Annotated in this window: 16 protein-coding genes and 1 pseudogene; 6 read left to right on the plus strand and 11 right to left on the minus strand. The window is 65.1% G+C overall.

What is annotated here, in order from left to right:
* Positions 1–1,083, minus strand: a complete 1,083-nt coding sequence (locus tag IB274_RS05770; protein ID WP_192431083.1) for a patatin-like phospholipase family protein — start codon at positions 1,081–1,083, stop codon at positions 1–3.
* A gap of 147 nt (positions 1,084–1,230) precedes the next feature.
* Between IB274_RS05770 and IB274_RS05775 the strand changes: the two genes are divergently transcribed.
* From IB274_RS05775 to IB274_RS05790, 4 genes are read left to right on the plus strand one after another with little or no spacing between them, the layout of a single operon-like run.
* Positions 1,231–1,539 (plus strand): PepSY domain-containing protein, encoded by a 309-nt coding sequence (locus IB274_RS05775; RefSeq protein ID WP_192431084.1) that lies wholly within the window; start codon positions 1,231–1,233, stop codon positions 1,537–1,539.
* Positions 1,539–1,853 (plus strand): PepSY domain-containing protein, encoded by a 315-nt coding sequence (locus IB274_RS05780; protein WP_081520499.1) that lies wholly within the window; start codon positions 1,539–1,541, stop codon positions 1,851–1,853. Before IB274_RS05775 ends, IB274_RS05780 begins: the two co-directional genes overlap by 1 nt.
* Complete coding sequence (locus IB274_RS05785) at positions 1,853–2,527, plus strand: response regulator transcription factor (RefSeq protein WP_192431085.1); 675 nt, start codon at positions 1,853–1,855, stop codon at positions 2,525–2,527. The genes IB274_RS05780 and IB274_RS05785 overlap by 1 nt, the downstream gene beginning before the upstream one ends.
* Positions 2,524–3,843 (plus strand): sensor histidine kinase, encoded by a 1,320-nt coding sequence (locus IB274_RS05790; protein WP_192431086.1) that lies wholly within the window; start codon positions 2,524–2,526, stop codon positions 3,841–3,843. The genes IB274_RS05785 and IB274_RS05790 overlap by 4 nt, the downstream gene beginning before the upstream one ends.
* Before the next feature lie 281 nt (positions 3,844–4,124).
* On the opposite strand, the gene IB274_RS30070 is transcribed toward IB274_RS05790, so the two are convergent.
* The gene (locus tag IB274_RS30070) at positions 4,125–4,880 is read right to left on the minus strand and encodes a methyl-accepting chemotaxis protein (RefSeq protein ID WP_412548412.1); all 756 of its coding nucleotides are present in this window, start codon (positions 4,878–4,880) and stop codon (positions 4,125–4,127) included.
* A gap of 102 nt (positions 4,881–4,982) precedes the next feature.
* Positions 4,983–6,269: pseudogene (locus IB274_RS30075) on the minus strand (HAMP domain-containing protein); the annotation flags it as partial.
* Between the two features lie 293 nt (positions 6,270–6,562).
* Here IB274_RS30075 and IB274_RS05800 point away from each other — a divergent pair.
* Both IB274_RS05800 and IB274_RS05805 read left to right on the plus strand, forming a co-directional pair.
* Complete coding sequence (locus IB274_RS05800) at positions 6,563–7,882, plus strand: Na+/H+ antiporter family protein (protein WP_192431088.1); 1,320 nt, start codon at positions 6,563–6,565, stop codon at positions 7,880–7,882.
* A gap of 93 nt (positions 7,883–7,975) precedes the next feature.
* Positions 7,976–9,043 carry an AI-2E family transporter gene (locus tag IB274_RS05805; protein WP_192431089.1) on the plus strand — a complete coding sequence of 356 codons (1,068 nt, stop codon included), beginning with the start codon at positions 7,976–7,978 and terminating at the stop codon, positions 9,041–9,043.
* A 161-nt stretch (positions 9,044–9,204) separates the two neighbouring features.
* On the opposite strand, the gene nuoN is transcribed toward IB274_RS05805, so the two are convergent.
* The 8 genes from nuoN to nuoG are packed head-to-tail and all read right to left on the minus strand — an operon-like array spanning position 9,205 to position 19,163.
* Positions 9,205–10,668, minus strand: coding sequence for an NADH-quinone oxidoreductase subunit NuoN (gene nuoN, locus IB274_RS05810; protein WP_192431090.1), 1,464 nt, complete (start codon positions 10,666–10,668; stop codon positions 9,205–9,207).
* A 7-nt stretch (positions 10,669–10,675) separates the two neighbouring features.
* Positions 10,676–12,205 carry an NADH-quinone oxidoreductase subunit M gene (gene nuoM / locus IB274_RS05815; protein WP_081520494.1) on the minus strand — a complete coding sequence of 510 codons (1,530 nt, stop codon included), beginning with the start codon at positions 12,203–12,205 and terminating at the stop codon, positions 10,676–10,678.
* A 28-nt stretch (positions 12,206–12,233) separates the two neighbouring features.
* Complete coding sequence (gene nuoL, locus IB274_RS05820) at positions 12,234–14,081, minus strand: NADH-quinone oxidoreductase subunit L (RefSeq protein WP_192431091.1); 1,848 nt, start codon at positions 14,079–14,081, stop codon at positions 12,234–12,236.
* Positions 14,078–14,386: an NADH-quinone oxidoreductase subunit NuoK gene (gene nuoK / locus IB274_RS05825; RefSeq protein WP_017517116.1), complete on the minus strand. Its 309-nt coding sequence runs from the start codon at positions 14,384–14,386 to the stop codon at positions 14,078–14,080. The genes nuoL and nuoK overlap by 4 nt, the downstream gene beginning before the upstream one ends.
* A gap of 4 nt (positions 14,387–14,390) precedes the next feature.
* The gene (gene nuoJ, locus IB274_RS05830) at positions 14,391–14,891 is read right to left on the minus strand and encodes an NADH-quinone oxidoreductase subunit J (RefSeq protein ID WP_192431092.1); all 501 of its coding nucleotides are present in this window, start codon (positions 14,889–14,891) and stop codon (positions 14,391–14,393) included.
* 11 nt (positions 14,892–14,902) lie between these two features.
* Positions 14,903–15,451: an NADH-quinone oxidoreductase subunit NuoI gene (gene nuoI / locus IB274_RS05835; RefSeq protein ID WP_015477483.1), complete on the minus strand. Its 549-nt coding sequence runs from the start codon at positions 15,449–15,451 to the stop codon at positions 14,903–14,905.
* An 11-nt stretch (positions 15,452–15,462) separates the two neighbouring features.
* Positions 15,463–16,452, minus strand: coding sequence for an NADH-quinone oxidoreductase subunit NuoH (nuoH, locus tag IB274_RS05840; protein ID WP_192431093.1), 990 nt, complete (start codon positions 16,450–16,452; stop codon positions 15,463–15,465).
* Positions 16,449–19,163 carry an NADH-quinone oxidoreductase subunit NuoG gene (gene nuoG / locus IB274_RS05845; RefSeq protein ID WP_192431094.1) on the minus strand — a complete coding sequence of 905 codons (2,715 nt, stop codon included), beginning with the start codon at positions 19,161–19,163 and terminating at the stop codon, positions 16,449–16,451. The genes nuoH and nuoG overlap by 4 nt, the downstream gene beginning before the upstream one ends.
* Between the last annotated feature and the right edge of the window lie 10 nt (positions 19,164–19,173).

Raw genomic sequence — 19,173 nt, forward strand, 5'->3', positions numbered from 1 at the left:
TTATGTCAGCGGCTGCAGGCGTTCGCCGAGACGGCCGCTGTCTACCAGTTCAAGGAACTCGTCGCCCATCCGCCGGCTTTCGTCCATCGCCTTGCGCCAGTAACGCTCGCGGCCGGCGTCGTCGCCGAGGTAGCGGTGGAAGTCCTTGCGGTCCGGCAGCTTGCTGTGTGGCAGGAGTGCGAGGTAGTCCTTCGACGGTGCAAGCAGCAGCACGTCCTGCAGGCGGCCGGCATCGCCACGTCGCCAGGGCAGGCCCTTGTCGAACCAGCCGGGGATGACCTTGTCGGTGAAGTGCGGGTAGAGCACCACGCCCTCGGGCTGATAGGGCAGGTCCAGGTGGTAGTCCAGCAGCCCGCCGTCGCGGTAGGTGCCGGGGCCGGCGCCGGGGATGTCGCGCACGCCTTCCATGACCATGGGGATGGATCCGGAGGCGAGCAGGGCGTGGCGCAGGTTGGCCAGGTCCAGGTGCAGGTAGCGCGACGGGAAGTCCGACAGCGCCTCCAGCGGCGGTGCGCGGCGGGCGTCGTGGATGATCAGCCGCTCGAAGTGCCGGTGCAGGTGGCGGCGGCCGACGAGGTTGTCGCGGATCACCGCGCCCAGGCCCAGGCCCAGGTTGGCCTTGCCGTCCTGCGCGAGGCGGCCGTGGCTCTTCACCACTACGACGTTGAGGCGGTACCAGGGGTTGTCCAGCACGCTGGCATCGTGGCCATCGAGCAGGTCGTCGAGCATCTTCGCGCAGCTTTTCGATACGTCGCTGATGCTCGCGTTGCGGGCGAAACGCTGCTGGGTGTAGAGCTCGCCGAGGCGGCGGATGCCGGCGGCCGGGTCGGGCAGGCAGGCGCTGGCGAAGCGCCAGGACCCGATGGAGGCGCCGATCAGCGAGCGTTCGCGCGGTGCGCGCGGCAGCCATTCACCGAACAGGGCGAGGTCCAGGCCCTGGATGCCCAGCGCCTTCGGGCCGCCAGCGGCGCCGGGGATGATGCCAACGTCGGCGGGGGCCAGCCCCTGTTCGCGGATGCGCTGGAGCGCGCGGCTTCCGGCCTTGAGGGTGAGGGCGGGGGTCTTGATCTGGATGGCGGTCATGCGGGCCTCGCTTTGGCAGGCCGCGATTATAGAGCCTGTACGCAGGCAGCAAGGATACTTCACGGGGTGAATGATCCTTGCCGATTCAGCTTGAATTAAGTCCTTCACCTTAATCTGAAGGTAAGAAGATTCTGACGAGGTACGCTCATGAAATGGCTGCTGATCCTGATCGCGCTCTCCGCCCTGCTGCTGGGCGCAGGCGTTGCCACGGCCCACGACATCGGCCCGGACGAGGCGCTGCGCCTGCGCGATGCCGGCACCATCCGCAACTTCGAGGAGCTCAACCGCACCGCGCTGGCCAAGCATGCCGGCGGTTCGGTGTACGATAGCGAGCTCGAGCTGGAACATGGCCGCTATCTCTACAAGGTCGACCTCAAGGACGCCCAGGGCGTGAAGTGGGATGTCGAGCTGGATGCGGTCACCGGCGAAGTCCTCACCGATCACCAGGATGACTGATGAAGACCGTTCTGCCGCGCGTGGCGCTGCTCGGCCTGGCGCTTGCCGCCATTGCTGGCGTTGCGCAGGCCCATGACCTGAGCCAGGACGAAGCCCTGCGCCTGAGCAAGGAAGGGGTGATCCGCCCCTTCGAGGAAATCCTCCCCGCCGCGCTGAGTCGCTACCCCGGCTCGCGCCTGCTCGAAGCCGAGCTGGAGAAGGAGCACGACACCTATATCTACGAGGTGGAACTGCTGACCACCGAAGGCGTGGTGCGCGAACTGGAACTGGATGCCCGCGACGGCCGCATCCTCAAGGATAAGGAAGACGACTGATGCGCCTGCTGCTGGTGGAAGACAACGTACCCCTGGCCGATGAGCTGCTGGCGACCCTGACCCGCCAGGGCTATGCCGTTGACTGGCTGGCCGACGGCCGCGACGCCGCCGTGCAGGGTGCCAGCGAGCCCTACGACCTGGTGATCCTCGATCTCGGCCTGCCGGGTCGTCCCGGCCTGGAAGTGCTCCAGGAGTGGCGCGGCATGGGGCTCTCGATACCGGTTCTGATCCTCACCGCGCGTGGTTCCTGGGCCGAGCGCATCGACGGCCTGAAGGCCGGCGCCGACGATTACCTGACCAAGCCTTTCCATCCCGAAGAACTGTTGCTGCGCATCCAGGCGCTGTTGCGCCGTGCCCGCGGGCTGGCCAACCAGAGCCAGCTGGAAGTCGCCGGCCTGAGCCTGGACGAGTCGCGCCAGTGCGTGCAGCAGGGCGGCAAGGAGGTCGACCTGACGTCCGCCGAGTTCCGCTTGCTGCGCTACTTCATGCTGCACCCCGGCCAGCTGCTGTCGAAATCGCACCTGGCCGAGCACCTGTACGACGGCGAGAGCGAGCGCGATTCCAACGTCATCGAGGTGCATATCAACCACCTGCGCCGCAAGCTCGGCCGCGAGATCATCGAGACCCGCCGTGGCCAGGGTTACCGCTTCACCGGCAACGGTGTCGGCCGTTGATGTCGATCCAGCGCCGGCTCGGACTCGGGCTTGGCGTGGTGCTTGTGGTGGTCGGCCTGGTGCTGGCCCAGGCGGGTCTCTGGCTGTTCGACCAGGGCTTGCGCCGCTACCTGGTGAACGGCCTGCAGGACGAGGCGGAAAGCCTGCTGGTGGGCATCACCCGTGGGCCGGCCGGATTGCAGCTGGACGGCCAACGGGTCGATGCGGCCTATGAGCGGCTGTTCTCCGGCCGCTATTTCGTGATCCGCTTCGATGACCAGACCTGGCGTTCGCGTTCGCTGTGGGACAACGAGCTGAAGCAACCCTCGCACAAGGGGTTGGCCAGCAAGCTGGAAAAGGGCCCCGAGGGCCAGCGCCTGCTGGTCTTTCGCGGCGACTACAAGCGTTATGGCAAGCACCTGAGCATCGTCGTCGCGCAGGACTACACGCCTGTCCTCAAGAGTTTCAATCGTTTGCGCAATATCGGCCTGGGCGCCGGTGCGCTGGCCCTGTTGCTGGTGTTGGTGTTTCAGGGTTTTATCGTCCGCCGCTCCCTGCGCCCGCTGGAGCGGGTACGCCAGCAGATCGCGCAGTTGCAGGAAGGCCAGCGCAGCCAGCTGGACCGCCAGGTGCCGCGCGAGCTGGAGCCGCTGGTGGAGCAGACCAACCATCTGTTGCAGCACACCGAGGACACCTTGCGCCGCTCACGCAATGCGCTGGGCAATCTCGGCCATGCCTTGAAGACGCCGCTGGCCGTGCTGATCAGCCTTGCCGATCGCGAGGAACTACGCGAGCACCCCGAGCTACGGCGCGTGTTACAGGAGCAACTTGAGCAGATCGAACAGCGCCTGGCCCGCGAGTTGGGGCGCGCACGGCTGGTGGGCGAAGCATTGCCCGGTGCGCACTTCGATTGCGATGCGGAGCTGCCGAGCCTGTGCGACATGCTCAAGCTCATTCACGGCGACCACCTCGCGATCGACTGGCAGGCGCCGCCCGCTACGCGCCTGCCATATGACCGGGAGGACCTGCTGGAGATGCTCGGCAATCTGCTGGACAACGCCTGCAAATGGGCTGATGCCCAGGTGCGGCTGACGGTGGAGAAGGGCGCTGACGCCTACCGTCTGAGCGTGAACGACGACGGCCCCGGCATTGCCGAGAATCAGCGTGACAGCGTGCTCGAGCGTGGCACGCGGCTGGATGAGCAGGTGGCCGGGCATGGCCTGGGCCTGGGCATCGCGCGGGATATCGCGGCGGCCTGTGGCGGACGGCTGAAGCTGGAAAGCAGCGAGCTGGGTGGATTGCGGGTGGTGGTGGAGCTGCCGCGTCGGGCGGCTTGATCCAGCTCCTGGAAGTAGGTGCACGCGAACCCGTCTGAGCGCCGCGTGACCGGCTGGCGCCGGGATTTCGCGGGGAGGCTCCGCTCCTACAGGGGGGATTCTGCGTCTGGGCGGCCCTCTCCCGAGCCCTCGCCCTGAAGGTAGAGGGAGCCATATGGTGCGAGGGGAAAGCACAGCGTCAGGCGGACAACGATCGGAGCAGGAAGAGCGCCTGACTTCCCGGCGACTCCGAACCGGCCCCTCTCCCTTCAGGGAGAGGGGCTTTCGACGGTTGCCGGATTTCAGACCCGGAACTGATCCATCAACCCCTGCTGATGATTCGCCAGCTTGTTCAGCGACTGGCTGACCTGCGCCGATTCCTGTGCCTGGCTGGACAGCGATTCGGTGACGTCGCGGATGCCGGCGACGTTACGGTTGATCTCCTCGGCCACCGCGCTCTGTTCCTCGGCGGCGCTGGCGATCTGCAGGTTCATGTCGGTGATCACGCCCACCGCGTCACCGATGCGCTTCAGCGCGGCCACGGCCTGCTCGACCTGACTCACGCTGTCCTGCGCCTGGCGATGGCTGTTGCTCATCGCGCCGACCACGTCGCGGGTGCCGTTCTGCAGGCCTTCGATGACCTGGCGGATTTCCTCCACCGAGTCCTGGGTGCGCCGGGCGAGGTTGCGTACCTCGTCGGCGACCACCGCGAAGCCGCGACCGGCCTCACCAGCGCGGGCCGCCTCGATGGCGGCGTTGAGCGCCAGCAGGTTGGTCTGCTCGGCGATGCCGCGGATCACTTCCAGCACTGAGCCGATCTGCTCGCTGCTCTGTGCTAACCCTTCCACCTGGCTCATGGCGCTGCTCATGTCGCTGGCCAGTTCGTCGATCAGGCGGGTGGTGTTGTCGATCACGCTGAGGCCATCGCGGGTCGCACCGTCGGCGCCGCGTGCAGCATCGGCAGCCATGGCGGCGCTGTTGGCGACGTCGTGGGCGGTGGCGCTCATCTCCTGAGAAGCGGTGGCGACCTGGTCGACCTCGCGGAACTGCTGCTGCATGCCGGCACTGGTCTGGCTGGCGATTTCCGAGGACTGGTCGGCAGTGGCGCGGGCGTCCTGCACCGAGGACTTCACGTCGCGGATGATCGGCTGCAGCTTGTCGAGGAAACGGTTGAACCAGCCGGCCAGTTCACCCAGCTCGTCCTTGCCGCTGTAGTCCAGGCGTTTGGTCAGGTCGCCTTCGCCGCTGGCAATGTTGCGCAGCATGGCGGCGACGTTGAGGATCGGCCGGGTCACGCCGCGGGCGGTGAGCCACATGGCGAACAGGCCGATCAGGATGGCGATCAGGCCGAAGCCGAGTTGCGAGACAGTGCCTTGCACTCGTTGGTCATCCAGCTCGTTCTGCAGTTCGATGGCCGGACCAAGCAGCACGTTTTGAGGAACTTCCAGCAGAACGCCCCAGGGCTTGGAACCGGGGATCGGTTGCAGCGGCTCAACCACGCGCAGTTGGTCATCCTGGCGGAAAACCTGCTCATGGTTGCTGGCAATTGCCTGCAGCAGTTCGGCGCCCTGGTCGGGATAGACCTCCTTGAGGTTCTTGCTCAGCCTGGAGGCATCGGCGCTGTGCCCGGCGAGCAGGCCGGCGGCGCTGACGATGCTGACGCGGCCCTGGCCGTCGTACAGTTCCCGGCTACCTTCGACGGCGATTTCCTGGAGCTTCTCCATGCTGATGTCCAGGCCCATGACGCCGATGACCTTGCCGTCCAGCTCCAGCGGGAAGGCGATGCTGGTCATCAGCATCTTCTTCTTGCCCACTTCGTCGAAGTACGGGTCGAGCACGCAGGGCTGGCCGGTGGTCTTGGGGCAGGTGAACCAGGCGTTGTAGGCGCTGCCGCTCGGTCCGGGGCTGGTGTCCTGCAGCAGCGACTCGGCCATGGCTTCGGATTCCAGGTGGCCCGGGGTGGCCTGCGACCAGTAGATGGAGAAGCGACCGGTGTCGTTGCTGCCCAGTTCGCCCTGGCCGGCGAAGAGTTTGTCCTTGCCATCCAGCGCGTCGGGCTCGAAGGCGACGTAGAGGCCCAGCAGTTCCGAGTTACCCTCCAGCGCGGTCTTCACTTGGCGGGTCAGGTCTTCGCGCAGGTCGTAAGCGTCGAGGAAACGCTTCTGGGCCTGATCGCGCAGGAACAGCACTTGCCGCGAGAAACCCTTGCCGTACTGGTAGGCATCCATGATGTAGCGCTGGATACGCATGGCCTGGACTTCACCGCGCGATTGCAGGCGGGCCTTGGCCGCTTCATCGAGCATTTCGGTGCTCGATTGCTTGACCAGCGCGGTGCTGGTTTGCGTGCGGTAGACGGACAGGCCGGAGAGCAGCGAGACGACGCCGAGCAGGCACAGCCCGGCAAGCAACGTGATCTTCCACTGGATGGAGAGACGGCGCAGCAGCATGGAGGGGAATCCTTGTTTGAACTAAGCCCTGGGATGCCCGATATATCGGCCTTTCCCGTATCTTCTTGACCCGTGACGGGGCAGAACGCCAGAAAACAGGCGATTCTGGCGTGCCGTTACGACAGGCGGCAGAAAGCCAGGCAAAAAGCGTGCGCAGCGCGGTGAAAATGCCGTCAGCCGATTTCAGAAACGTCTTGATTCGACACAGATTTTGACACCCAACATGGGGTTTGGCAGAGTGCGCGCCTTTTGCCCACGTCCGGCCGTGGCAACCCTTGAGAGGAGTGGTGAAGATGAATGCGGTGCTGATCGCCATTGGCCTGATGCTGATGCTGAGCCTGTGTCGCGTGCACGTGGTGGTCGCACTGATCACTGGCGCGGTGGCCGGTGGTTTGCTTGGCGGCCTGGGCATGGACGGCACGCTCAAGGCGTTCAACGAGGGGCTGGGCGCTGGTGCGACGGTGGCGCTGTCCTATGCCATGCTTGGCGCCTTTGCTGTAGCCATTGCACGCTCCGGAATGGCGCATGCGCTCGCCGATCGCGCCCTGGCGATGCTCAGCCGACACGACGCGAACGGCTCCAATGGCTTCAAGTGGATGATGGTCGGCCTACTGCTGGTGGTGGCGATCTCCTCGCAGAACATCCTGCCGATCCATATTGCCTTCATCCCGCTGCTGGTGCCGCCGCTGCTCTATGTGCTGACGCGCCTGCAGATCGACCGCCGGCTGATTGCCTGCGTTATCACCTTCGGTCTGATCACTCCGTACATGTTCCTGCCGGTGGGTTTCGGCAACATTTTCCTGAACCAGATCCTGCTGGCCAACGTGGCCCGCGCGGGCGTCGATGTGCAGGGCGTCGATGTCACCCACGCCATGCTGATCCCGGCGCTGGGCATGGTCTGCGGCCTGCTGATCGCGGTGCTCTTCAGCTACCGGCGTAAGCGTGACTACGACCTTGAACGTATCGAGCAGGCCGAGCGGGTCGATACCCCGTACAGCAGGATGAGCCTGGTGGTAGCGGGCGTCGCGGTCGCGGCGGCCTTTGCTGTGCAACTGCTGCTGGACTCGATGATCCTCGGCGCGCTGGTGGGTTTTCTGGTGTTTTCGCTGTCCGGGGTGGTGCGCTGGAAGGAAGCGGACGACCTGTTCACCGAAGGCATGAAGATGATGGCCATGATCGGCTTCATCATGATTGCCGCCCAGGGCTTTGCCGCGGTGATGACCGCCACCGGGCAGGTTGCCAGTCTGGTGGACAGCGCTGCCGGCTGGATCGGCAGCAGCAAGGCCTTGGGGGCCTTCATGATGCTGCTGGTGGGCCTGCTGGTGACCATGGGTATCGGCTCGTCGTTCTCCACGGTGCCGATCATCGCCGCGATCTTCGTGCCGTTGGCGGTGCATCTGGGCTTCAGCCCGCTGGCTATTGTCAGCATCGTGGGGACTGCAGGGGCGCTGGGCGACGCGGGCTCGCCGGCGTCGGACTCCACTCTCGGGCCGACCTCCGGCCTGAACGTGGACGGCCAGCACAATCACATCTGGGACACCGTGGTGCCCACCTTCCTGCATTACAACCTGCCGCTGCTGGCATTCGGCTGGGTGGCCGCAATGGTGCTCTAGAGCGCTCGCGCGCACGTTACGCACACTGAAAGTTGCACTTGGCTGGGCAACTGCTGACTAATGAGCAGGTTTTATCCATCCATGGACCCGCTCATGTTCGAATCGAAACTGGAATACCGGACGTTCCTCGCCCTGCTGCTGGTGGTGACGCTTGCCTTCGGCTGGATCCTGCTGCCGTTTTACGGAGCGGTCTTCTGGGGCACCATCCTGGCGATCATCTTCGCGCCCCTGCAGCGCCGCCTGCGGGTAAAGCTCAACGGCCGCAATAACCTCGCCGCGCTGCTATCCCTCGCCGTGTGCTTCCTGATAGTGATCCTGCCGGTGACCTTCATCGCCGGGGCGTTGGTGCAGGAGGGCGCCACCGTCTACCAGCGACTGAAATCCGGTGAGCTGAACTTCATCGTCTACTATCAGCAGGCGGTTGCCGCGCTGCCGGGCTGGGCGCACCAGTTGCTGGAGCGCTTCGACCTGGCGGACCTGTCCAGCCTGCAGGAAAAGCTCTCGGCGGGGGCGATGCAGGCGAGCCAACTGGTCGCCACCAAGGCCTTCAGCATCGGCCAGAACACCTTCGAGTTCGTCATCAGCTTCGGCATCATGCTGTACCTGCTGTTCTTCCTCCTGCGCGATGGCCCCACGCTGGGGCGTCGCATCAAGCAGGCGGTACCGCTGAGCGTGGAGCACAAGCAGCATCTGTTCGCCAAGTTCACCACGGTGATCCGCGCCACGGTGAAGGGCAACATCGCCGTCGCCGCGACACAGGGCGCGTTGGGAGGGCTGATCTTCTGGTTCCTCGGCATCCAGGGCTCGCTGCTCTGGGGCACGCTGATGGCCTTCCTCTCGCTGCTGCCGGCGATTGGAGCGGGGCTGATCTGGGTGCCGGTGGCGGCTTATTTCCTGCTCACCGGAGCGATCTGGCAGGGCGTGGTGCTGACGCTGTTCTGCGTGGTGGTGATCGGCCTGGTTGACAACATCCTGCGCCCGATTCTGGTGGGCAAGGACACCAAGATGCCCGACTACGTGGTGCTGATCTCCACCCTCGGCGGCATGTCGCTGTTCGGCCTCAACGGCTTTGTCATCGGCCCGCTGATCGCCGCGCTGTTCATGGCCTCATGGGACCTGTTCACCGGCCGCGAAGGCGAAGTAGCCAAGCCGGCAGAGTAGGGCGGAGCACCTGTAGGAGCGAGCTTGCTCGCGAAACTTGCCTCACAGCGGGGTCTGTTCGCGAGCAAGCTCGCTCCTACGAGAAGCCGCAAAGCCTCACGACAGGAATCCCGCCCAATAAAAAACCCCGCCTAAGCGGGGTTTTTTGTTGCCTGTCGACCTTAGCCGGCGATGGCTACCAGGCCGCTGTGCTGGAGGATGTCCAGCAGCGGTTGCGGGTAGACGCCGAGGAAGAAGGCGAGCAGGGCGATGGCTACCAGCATGATGCCGCCGGCGCGCTGGGCCCAGTCCAGGGGAGCGTCGTGGCGCTTCATGTTCGGCTCGACCAGGAACATGGTGACCATGACGCGCAGGTAGTAGAACAGGCCGATGGCGCTGCCCAGTACCAGGGAGCCGACCAGCCACCAGTGCTGGGACTCGACGCCGGTGGCGACGATGTAGAACTTGCCGATGAAGCCGGCGGTCAGCGGGATGCCGGCCAGGGACAGCATCATCACGGTCATCACGGCGGTCAGCACCGGACGGCGCCAGAACAGGCCGCGGTACTCGAACAGCGCGTCGGCGTCGCGGCCGCTGTACGGGGTGGACATCAGGGTGACCACGCCGAAGGCGCCCAGGGTGGTGACGACGTAGGTGGTCAGGTAGACGCCGACTGCTTCCACGGCCAGGCCCTTGCTCGCCACCAGGGCGATCAGCAGGTAGCCGAAGTGGGCGATGGACGAGTAGCCCAGCAGGCGCTTGATGTTGCTCTGGGTCAGCGCCAGCAGGTTGCCGATCAGGATCGAGGCGATGGCGATGACCGCGATGGCGTCATGCAGGAGGCCGTTGTTCAGGGCCGCCGGAGCGATCTGGAAAAGGCGCAGCAGCACGGCGAACACGGCGACCTTGGCGGTGGTGGCCAGGAAGGTGGCGACCGGGGCCGGGGCGCCTTCGTAGACGTCCGGGGTCCACAGGTGGAACGGCGCCAGGGACAGCTTGAAGCCCAGGCCGACGACCATCATGCCGACGCCGATGGCCAGCAGCGGACCGTGGCTGGTGCCTTCGGCCAGCGAGGCACCGATGGCGGAGAAGCCCAAGTTGCCGGACTCGGCGTAGAGCAGGGCCATGCCGAACAGCAGGAACGCGGAGCCGGCGGCGGACAGTACGGTGTACTTGATGCCCGCTTCCAGGGTGCGCTTGTTGAAGAAGGCGTAGGCCACCATGCCGTAGACCGGAACCGACAGCAGCTCCAGACCGATGAACAGGCCGGCCAGGTTCTGCGCGCTGACCAGTACCAGGCCACCTGCGGTGGAGAGCAGGAGCAGCAGGTACAGTTCCTCGCGGTTGCCCGGGAAGCTTTCCATGTAGGCGTGGGCGAGGGTGGTGCAGGCCAGGGCGCCGATCAGGATCAGGGCCATGTAGAAGCAGGCGAAGTTGTCGACCACCATGAGCGGGGTGACTTCGATCGGGGTGACTTTCAGCACCGGGATGATCGACAGCAGGGCCAGGTTCAGACCGATCACCGAGAGGGTGGCGGCCATCGAGTGGTTACGCTTCCAGGCTACCGCGAGCATCACCACCACCAGGGTGGCGCTGGTGATGAGCAGTGGCAGGAGCGCGATGAAGTGTTGAATCGTGAAGGTCATTTCGCGCTTACCGTGCTGCCAGAGTGGAGAGGGCGGCACCCAGCCATTGCTGGACGCCGTGCATGGTTGCCGCGGAGGTGTCGAGGACCGGCTGCGGGTAGACGCCGAGCACGATCAGCAGCACCGCCAGGCCGAGCACCATGGAGAGCTCGCGGAAGTTCAGACCGGCGATGGCGGTGTCGGACTTGGCCGGGCCGAAGTAGGCGCGGTGGATCATGATCAACGAGTAGACCGAGCCGAATACCAGGCCGAAGGTGGCGATCACGGTGATCACCGGAACGACCTTGAAGCTGCCCAGCAGGATCAGGAATTCGCCGACGAAGTTACCGGTGCCCGGCAGACCCAGCGAGGCGGTGGCGAAGAACAGGGCCACGGCCGGCAGGTACGGGATGCGCGACCACAGGCCGCCCATCTTGCGCATGTCACGGGTGTGCAGGCGCTCGTACAGCTGGCCACACAGGATGAACAGCGCGGCGGCGGAGAGGCCGTGGGCGATCATCTGCACGACGACACCTTGCAGTGCCTGGGGGCTGCCGGAGTAGATGCCGATCATCACGAAGCCCATGTGCGACACGGAGGAGTACGCCACCAGGCGCTTGATGTCGGTCTGTGCGAACGACAGGAAGGCGCCGTAGAAGATGCCGATCAGACCCAGGGTCATGGCAATCGGGGCGAACTCGGCCGAGGCGTTGGGGAACAGCGGCAGGGCGAAGCGGATCAGGCCGTAGGCGGCGGTCTTCAGCAGGATGCCGGCCAGGTCCACGGAACCGGCGGTCGGCGCCTGGGCGTGGGCGTCCGGCAGCCAGGAATGCACCGGCACCACCGGCATCTTCACCGCGAAGGCGACGAAGAAGCCGAGCATCAGCAGCCATTCGGTGTGTGGCGGCAGCTGGGTCTTCAGCAGGTCGGCGTAGTTGAAGGTCAGCACGCCGGTGCTGTTGTAGTGCACGAACACCAGGCCCAGGATCGCCACCAGCATCACCAGGCCGCTGGCCTGGGTGAAGATGAAGAACTTGGTGGCGGCGTAGATGCGGGTCTTCTTGCCGTCGTCCGAGCTATGACCCCAGAGCGCGATGAGGAAGTACATCGGCACCAGCATCATTTCCCAGAAGAAGAAGAACAGGAACAGGTCGACGGCCAGGAACACGCCGATCACACCGCCCAGAATCCACAGCAGGTTCAGGTGGAAGAAGCCGATGCGACGCTGAATCTCGTTCCACGAGCAGAGGACGGATAGCACGCCGAGCAGGCCGGTCAGCGCGACCATCAGCAGGGACAGGCCGTCCATTGCCAGGTGCACGCTGATGCCGAAGCGCTCGATCCAGGGTACCTGGAACTGCAGGGTCCACTGCGGCTCGCCACCCGGCGCCGGGGCCAGCTGGAAGTCACCGGTGTGCCACACCCACAGGCTCAGGGCCAGGGTGAGGACCATCGATCCCAGGGCGACCCAGCGGGGCAGGGTCTTGCTGGTGTACTCGGCGATCCAGCAAAGGAAGCCGCCGATGAAGGGGATCAGGATTAGCCAGGGCAGAATCATGTCGGGCTCAATCTCTTTCGTGAATTCATTAAGCCAGCAGCAGCGCGCCGAGGAGCAGCGCGGCGCCACCCACCAAGGAAGCGGCGTACCAACGCAGGCGGCCGTTCTCGGTGAGGCTGAGGAGTTTGTGACCACCGCGGGCGGTGAGCGGGACCAGGACCAGGGTCTTGTCGATCGGGTCCGCGGCCAGCAGGCGGCAGATCAGCAGATAGGGTTTCACGAACAGCTTGTCGTACAGCCAGTCGAAGCCCCAGGCGTGCAGCCACCAGGTGCCGAAGAAGCGGCCCGGTGCGCTCTGGGCGACGGCGGTGACGAAGCGGCGCTTGCCGAGGAACAGCAGGCCTGCCAGCAGGATACCGGCGATGGCGATGGCGCCCGAGGCGATTTCCAGGCTGTGCTTGGCTTCACCACCGGCGTGACCGGCGCTTTCCGGCAGGACGCCGGCCAGCGGCGGCGTGATCAGCGCGCCGATGAAGGTGGAGAGCACGATCAGGACACCCAGCGGCAGCCAGTGGCTGATGCCATGGCCGGCGTGCGCTTCGGTCTTCGCTTCGCCGTGGAAGGCGATGAAGATCAGGCGGAAGGTGTACAGCGAGGTCATGAACGCACCGACGAGCCCTGCGATCAGCAGGTTCGGGTGACCGCTGGCGAAGGCTTCCCAGAGGATCTCGTCCTTGGAGTAGAAGCCGGCGGTCAGGAAGGGCAGGGCGGACAGCGCAGCACCACCGACCACGAAGCTTGCGTAGGCCAGCGGCAGCTTCTTCCACAGACCACCCATCTTGAAGATGTTCTGCTCGTGGTGGCAGGCGACGATCACCGCACCCGAAGCAAGGAACAGCAGGGCCTTGAAGAAGGCGTGGGTCATCAGGTGGAAGATCGCGCCACCCCAGGCGCCAACGCCCAGGGCCAGGAACATGTAGCCGATCTGGCTCATGGTCGAGTAGGCGAGGATACGCTTGATGTCGGTCTGCACCAGGGCGGCGAAGCCGGCCAGGACCAGGGTCACGGCGCCAATGATGCCGACCAGCTCCAGGACGTTCGGAGCGAGCTCGAACAGGCCATGGCAACGGGCGATCAGGTAGACGCCCGCGGTCACCATGGTGGCGGCGTGGATCAGCGCGGAGACCGGAGTCGGGCCTGCCATCGCGTCGGCCAGCCAGGTCTGTAACGGCAGCTGGGCGGACTTGCCGACGGCGCCGCCGAGCAGCATCAGGGTCGCCAGGTTGATCCACAGGTCGCCCTTGGCGAAGTGCTGCGGGGCCAGGCCCAGCAGTTCCTGGATGTTCAGCGTGCCCAGGTGCTGGAACAGGATGAACATGCCGATGGCGAAGAACACGTCACCCACGCGGGTCACGATGAAGGCCTTCAGCGCTGCGTTGCCGTTGGGTACGTGGTTGTAATAGAAACCGATCAGCAGGTAGGAGCAGAGACCCACGCCTTCCCAGCCGAAGTACATGAACAGCAGGTTATCGCCCAGCACCAGGAACAGCATGCTGGCGATGAACAGGTTGGTGTAGGCGAAGAAACGCGAGTAACCGGTTTCACCGCGCATGTACCAAGAGGCGAACAGGTGGATCAGGAAGCCGACGCCGGTGACCACGCCGAGCATGGTGACCGACAGGCCGTCCAGGTACAGGGTGAAGTTGGTCTTGAAGTCGCCAACGCTCATCCATTGCCACAGCACCAGGCTGTAGGCGCCACCTTCGGGCGGGTTGCTGTGGAAGCTCCAGATCGCCCAGAAGGCGGAGAGGGCCGCCAGGCCCACGGAGCCGACACCCACCAGTGCCGAGAGATTTTCCGACCACTTGCCACGGGAGAACGAGAGCAGCAGGAAGCCGACCAGGGGGAACAGGAAAGTAAGGGGCAGCAGGTTCATCCGCGCATCTCGCTGGCAGCGTCGATATCGAGGGTATGGAAGCGGCGATACAGCTGGAGCAGGATCGCCAGGCCGATGCTGGCCTCGGCCGCAGCCAGGCTGAGCACCAGGATGAACATCACCTGGCCGTCAGGCTGGCCCCAGCGGGCGCCACCGACCACGAAGGCCAGAGCGGCGGCGTTCATCATCACTTCCAGGCTCATCAGTACGAACAGGATGTTGCGTCGTACCATCAGGCCCACCAGGCCGAAGCAGAACAGCACACCGGCGAGCGCCAGTCCGTGTTCGAGAGGGATTGCATTCATGGTGTTAGTCCTTCGCTTCGTGGCGGCCGAGGTGGTAGGCGGCGACCAGTGCCGCCAGCAGCAGCATCGAGGCCAGTTCGACGACCAGCAGGTACGGGCCGAACAGGCTGATGCCCACGGCCTTGGCGTCCACGGTGGTGTGGCCAATGCCGATGCCGCTCGGAGTGCGCGAGAGCATCCACAGCAGTTCAACCAGCAGCACGGCAGCCAGGGCGCCGGGGCCGAACCAGACGCCGGGCTTGAGCCACTTGCGCTCCTGCTCGGCAATCGCCGGGCCGAGGTTGAGCATCATGACCACGAAGACGAACAGCACCATGATCGCGCCGGCGTAGACGATGATTTCCAGGGCACCGGCGAACGGGGCGCCGAGGCTGAAGAAGGTCATCGAAACTGCGAGCAGCGAAATGATGAGGTAGAGCAGGGCATGCACCGGATTGCTGTTGGTGATGACCCGGAAGGTTGCCAGCACGGCGACGCCGGCGGCGAAGTAGAAAGCGAATTCCACGCGACGTCTCCTTACGGCAGCAAGCTCTTGACGTTGATCGGTTCGGCTTCGTTCTGAGCGGCGCCTTTCGGCTTGCCGGCGATGGCCATGCCGGCAACGCGGTAGAAGTTGTAGTCCGGGTTCTTGCCGGGGCCGGAGATCAGCAGGTCTTCCTTCTCGTAGACCAGGTCCTGGCGCTTGAACTCGCCCATCTCGAAATCCGGCGTCAGCTGGATCGCGGTGGTCGGGCAGGCTTCTTCGCACAGGCCGCAGAAGATGCAGCGGGAGAAGTTGATGCGGAAGAACTCGGGGTACCAGCGACCGTCGTCGGTCTCGGCCTTCTGCAGGGAGATGCAGCCGACCGGGCAGGCCACGGCGCACAGGTTGCACGCAACGCAGCGCTCCTCGCCGTCGGGGTCGCGGGTGAGCACGATGCGGCCACGGTAGCGCGGCGGCAGGTACACGGGCTCTTCCGGGTACTGCAGGGTGTCACGCTTGCGGAAGGCGTGACCGAAGATCATCACCAGGCTGCGCAGCTGGGTGTAGGTGCCGTGCACCACGTCGAAAATGTACTTGATCATGGTCCTACTCCTTACTGGCTGGCCAGCACGACAGCGCCGGTCACCAGCAGGTTGATCAGGGTCAGCGGGAGGCAGAACTTCCAGCTGAAGGCCATCACCTGGTCATAGCGCGGGCGTGGGATGGAGGCCCGCAGCAAAATGAACATCATGATGAAGAAGCCGGTTTTCAGGGCGAACCAGATGAACGGGATCTGCGGCAGGATGCCGAAGGGACCGTGCCAGCCGCCGAAGAACAGGGTCGCCAGCAGCGCGGACACCAGCACGATGCCGATGTACTCGCCGACGAAGAACATGCCCCATTTCATGCCGGCGTACTCGATGTGGTAACCGTCGGCCAGTTCCTGCTCGGCTTCGGGCTGGTCGAACGGGTGACGGTGAGTCACGGCGACGCCGGCGACGAAGAAGGTCATGAAGCCGAAGAACTGCGGAATGATGAACCACACGTGCTGGGCCTGGTATTCGACGATGTCGCGCAGGCTGAACGAACCGACCTGGGCGACGATACCCATCAGCGACAGGGCCAGGAACACCTCGTAGGAGATGGTCTGGGCCGAGGCGCGCAGGCTGCCGAGGAGGGCGAACTTGTTGTTGCTCGACCAGCCGGCGAACAGCACCGCGTACACGGTCAGGCCAGCCATGGCGAAGAAGAACAGGATGCCGATGTTCAGGTCCGCCACGCCCCAGTTCGGGGTGATCGGGATGACCGCGAACGCCACCAGCAGCGCACCCATGGCGATCATGGGGGCGAGGGTGAAGATCATCTTGTCGGCGAACGGCGGGGTCCAGTCTTCCTTGAAGAACATCTTCAGCATGTCGGCGCCGAGCTGGAAGGCACCGAATGGGCCAACCCGGTTCGGACCGTAACGATCCTGCCAGAGGCCGAGTAGACGACGCTCGACCCAGCTGAGCAGCGCGCCGCAGACGACCACGGCGAGCAGGATGACGATGGCCTTGATGACCTCGATCAGGATGTCGACGATGGCAGGTGTCAGCCAACTCATTGCGCAGCCTCCTGCAGACCTTCAGCGACAGCGCCGATGACACCGGCAGGAATGCCTTGCAGACCGATCGGCAGGGCAACCAGGCCGGCGCCGAGCTCTTCGCTCACGCGCAGCGGCAGGCGCAGTTCCTGGCCCTTGACGGTCAGGCGGATGATCGCGCCTTCGTTCACGCCCAGACGGTCAGCCTCGGCCTTGGCCAGGGTGACGTAGGTCTGCGGGATGCGCTCCTGCACCGGGGCGGCTTTCGAGGAGTTCTCCTCGCTGCCGAACAGGTGATAGAAGGGTACCACCTTGAACTGGCTGGCGGCGGTGTGGAACGGCGCAGGAATTTCGCTGAACCACAGGGCATCGCCCTTGGCCTCGATCAGGCGCACGCCCGGATCGCCGGCGCGCAGGTGACCACCGACTTCGTCCTGGAACTTGTTCCAGGCTTGCGGGGAGTTCCAGCCCGGGGACCAGGCGAACGGAATCTGCTGACGCGGTTCGGCGCTGCCGGCGTAGCCTTCCATGGAGAACGCGAACGCGGAGTCGATGTCCTGCGGCTGACGCGGCTCGCTGACATTGATGTTGGCGCGCATGGCAGTACGGCCGGAGTAGCGGTGCGGCTCGCGCGCCAGCTTCAGACCCTTGATGCGGAACGCGGCGTTCGGTGCGGCTTCGCGGATGCCGGCCAGTTGCGGCTTGGCAGCGACGACGGCGTCGATCACGTGGTCCAGTTGGGTCCAGTCGACGCGCTTGCCTTCGAGGGTGCTGTGCAGGGCGTGCAGCCAGCGCCAGCCTTCGCGAACCAGGTTGTCGGCGTTGTAGTAGGTCGGATCGAAGACCTGGAAGAAGCGCTGGGCGCGGCCTTCCTGGCTGACCAGGGTGCCATCGCCTTCGGCGAAGCTGGCGGCCGGCAGCAGCACGGTGGCCTTGGCAGTGGTGGCGGTCTGCTGGTGATCGGCGACGACGACGATCTTCGCGGCGGCCAGGGCGGCATCGACGGCAGCAGCGTCGGCGCGGCGGTACAGGTCGTTCTCCAGGATCACCACGGCATCGGCGGCGCCGGAGGTCAACTGCTCGAGAGCGGCTTCGACGGATTCACCACCGAAGAGGGCCAGGCCCAGGCTGTTGGCTTCCGGGACGACCAGGCTCAGGGATCCGTTCTTCTCGCGGTTCTTCAGCGCGCTGGCGATGTTGGCCGCGGCTTCGATCAGGGCATTGCTGCCCAGCGAGGTGCCGGAGATGACCAGCGGACGCTTGGCGGCAACCAGGGCATCGGCGATGCGCTGGGCGAGGGCGGCGGCTTCGGCGTCGAGGCCGGCCACGGCCGGGGCGCTCGCATCGATGGCATGGGCCACGGCGAAGCCCAGGCGAGCCAGGTCTTCGGTAGCGGCGTGCACGCACTCGGCGGCGACGTCGTCCAGGCGGGTTTCATCCAGGCTGGCGATGAACAGCGGGTTCATCTCGTGCTGGGCGATGGTTTTCACCGCGGCGTCGAGCCACGGCTGGATCTTCATCGCGGCGGCCATGTCCTCGCCCTTGCCCTTCACCGACTGGCGCAGGGCCAGGGCGATACGGGCAGCGGTCTGGGTCAGGTCTTCGCCGAGCACGAATACCGCATCGTGGTCTTCGATGTCACGGATGGTCGGCGCCGGCAGCGGGCCGTCCTGCATGACTTTCAGGACCAGTTTCAGACGCTGTAGTTCGTCAGCGGAAATGCCGCTGTAGAAGTTCTGCGCGCCGACCAGTGCGGACAGGGCGTAGTTGCTTTCCAGGCTCGCGCGCGGCGAACCGATGCCGATGACCTTGCGGCCCTTGAGCAACGCTGCGGTTTGGTCCAGGGCGCCGTCCAGCGAGAGCTTCTGCTTGCTCAGCATCAGCTGCGGCTGACGCGGGCGGTCTTCGCGGTTGACGTAGCCGTAGCCGAAGCGACCGCGGTCGCACAGGAAGTAGTGGTTCACCGAGCCGTTGTAGCGGTTCTCGATGCGGCGGATTTCACCGTAACGTTCGCCAGGGCTGATGTTGCAGCCGCTGGAGCAGCCATGGCAGATGCTCGGGGCGAACTGCATGTCCCACTTGCGGTTGTAGCGCTCGGAGTGGGTTTTGTCGGTGAACACGCCGGTCGGGCAGACCTCGGTCAGGTTCCCGGAGAATTCGCTCTCCAGTACACCGTCCTCGATCCGGCCGAAGTAGACGTTGTCGTGCGCGCCATAGACGCCCAGGTCGGTGCCGCCAGCGTAGTCCTTGTAGTAACGGACGCAGCGGTAGCAGGCGATGCAGCGGTTCATCTCGTGGGCGATGAACGGGCCGAGCTCCTGGTTCTGGTGGGTGCGCTTGGTGAAGCGGTACCGGCGCTGGTTGTGGCCGGTCATCACCGTCATGTCCTGCAGATGGCAGTGACCGCCTTCCTCGCAGACCGGGCAGTCGTGCGGGTGGTTGGTCATCAGCCATTCGACGACGCTGGCACGGAATGCTTTGGATTCTTCGTCTTCGATGGAAATCCAGGTGTTGTCGGTGGCGGGAGTCATGCAGGACATGACGATGCGACCGCGGGTGTCGTTCTCGTCGGTGTACTGCTTGACCGCGCACTGGCGGCAGGCGCCGACGCTGCCGAGCGCCGGGTGCCAGCAGAAGTAGGGGATGTCGAGACCGAGGGAGAGGCAGGCCTGCAACAGGTTGTCCGCTCCGTCGACTTCTAACGTCTTGCCGTCTACGTGGATCGTGGCCATGGGTCTAAGT

It is taken from the genome of Pseudomonas sp. PDM18 (assembly GCF_014852585.1).
GTDB lineage: Bacteria > Pseudomonadota > Gammaproteobacteria > Pseudomonadales > Pseudomonadaceae > Pseudomonas.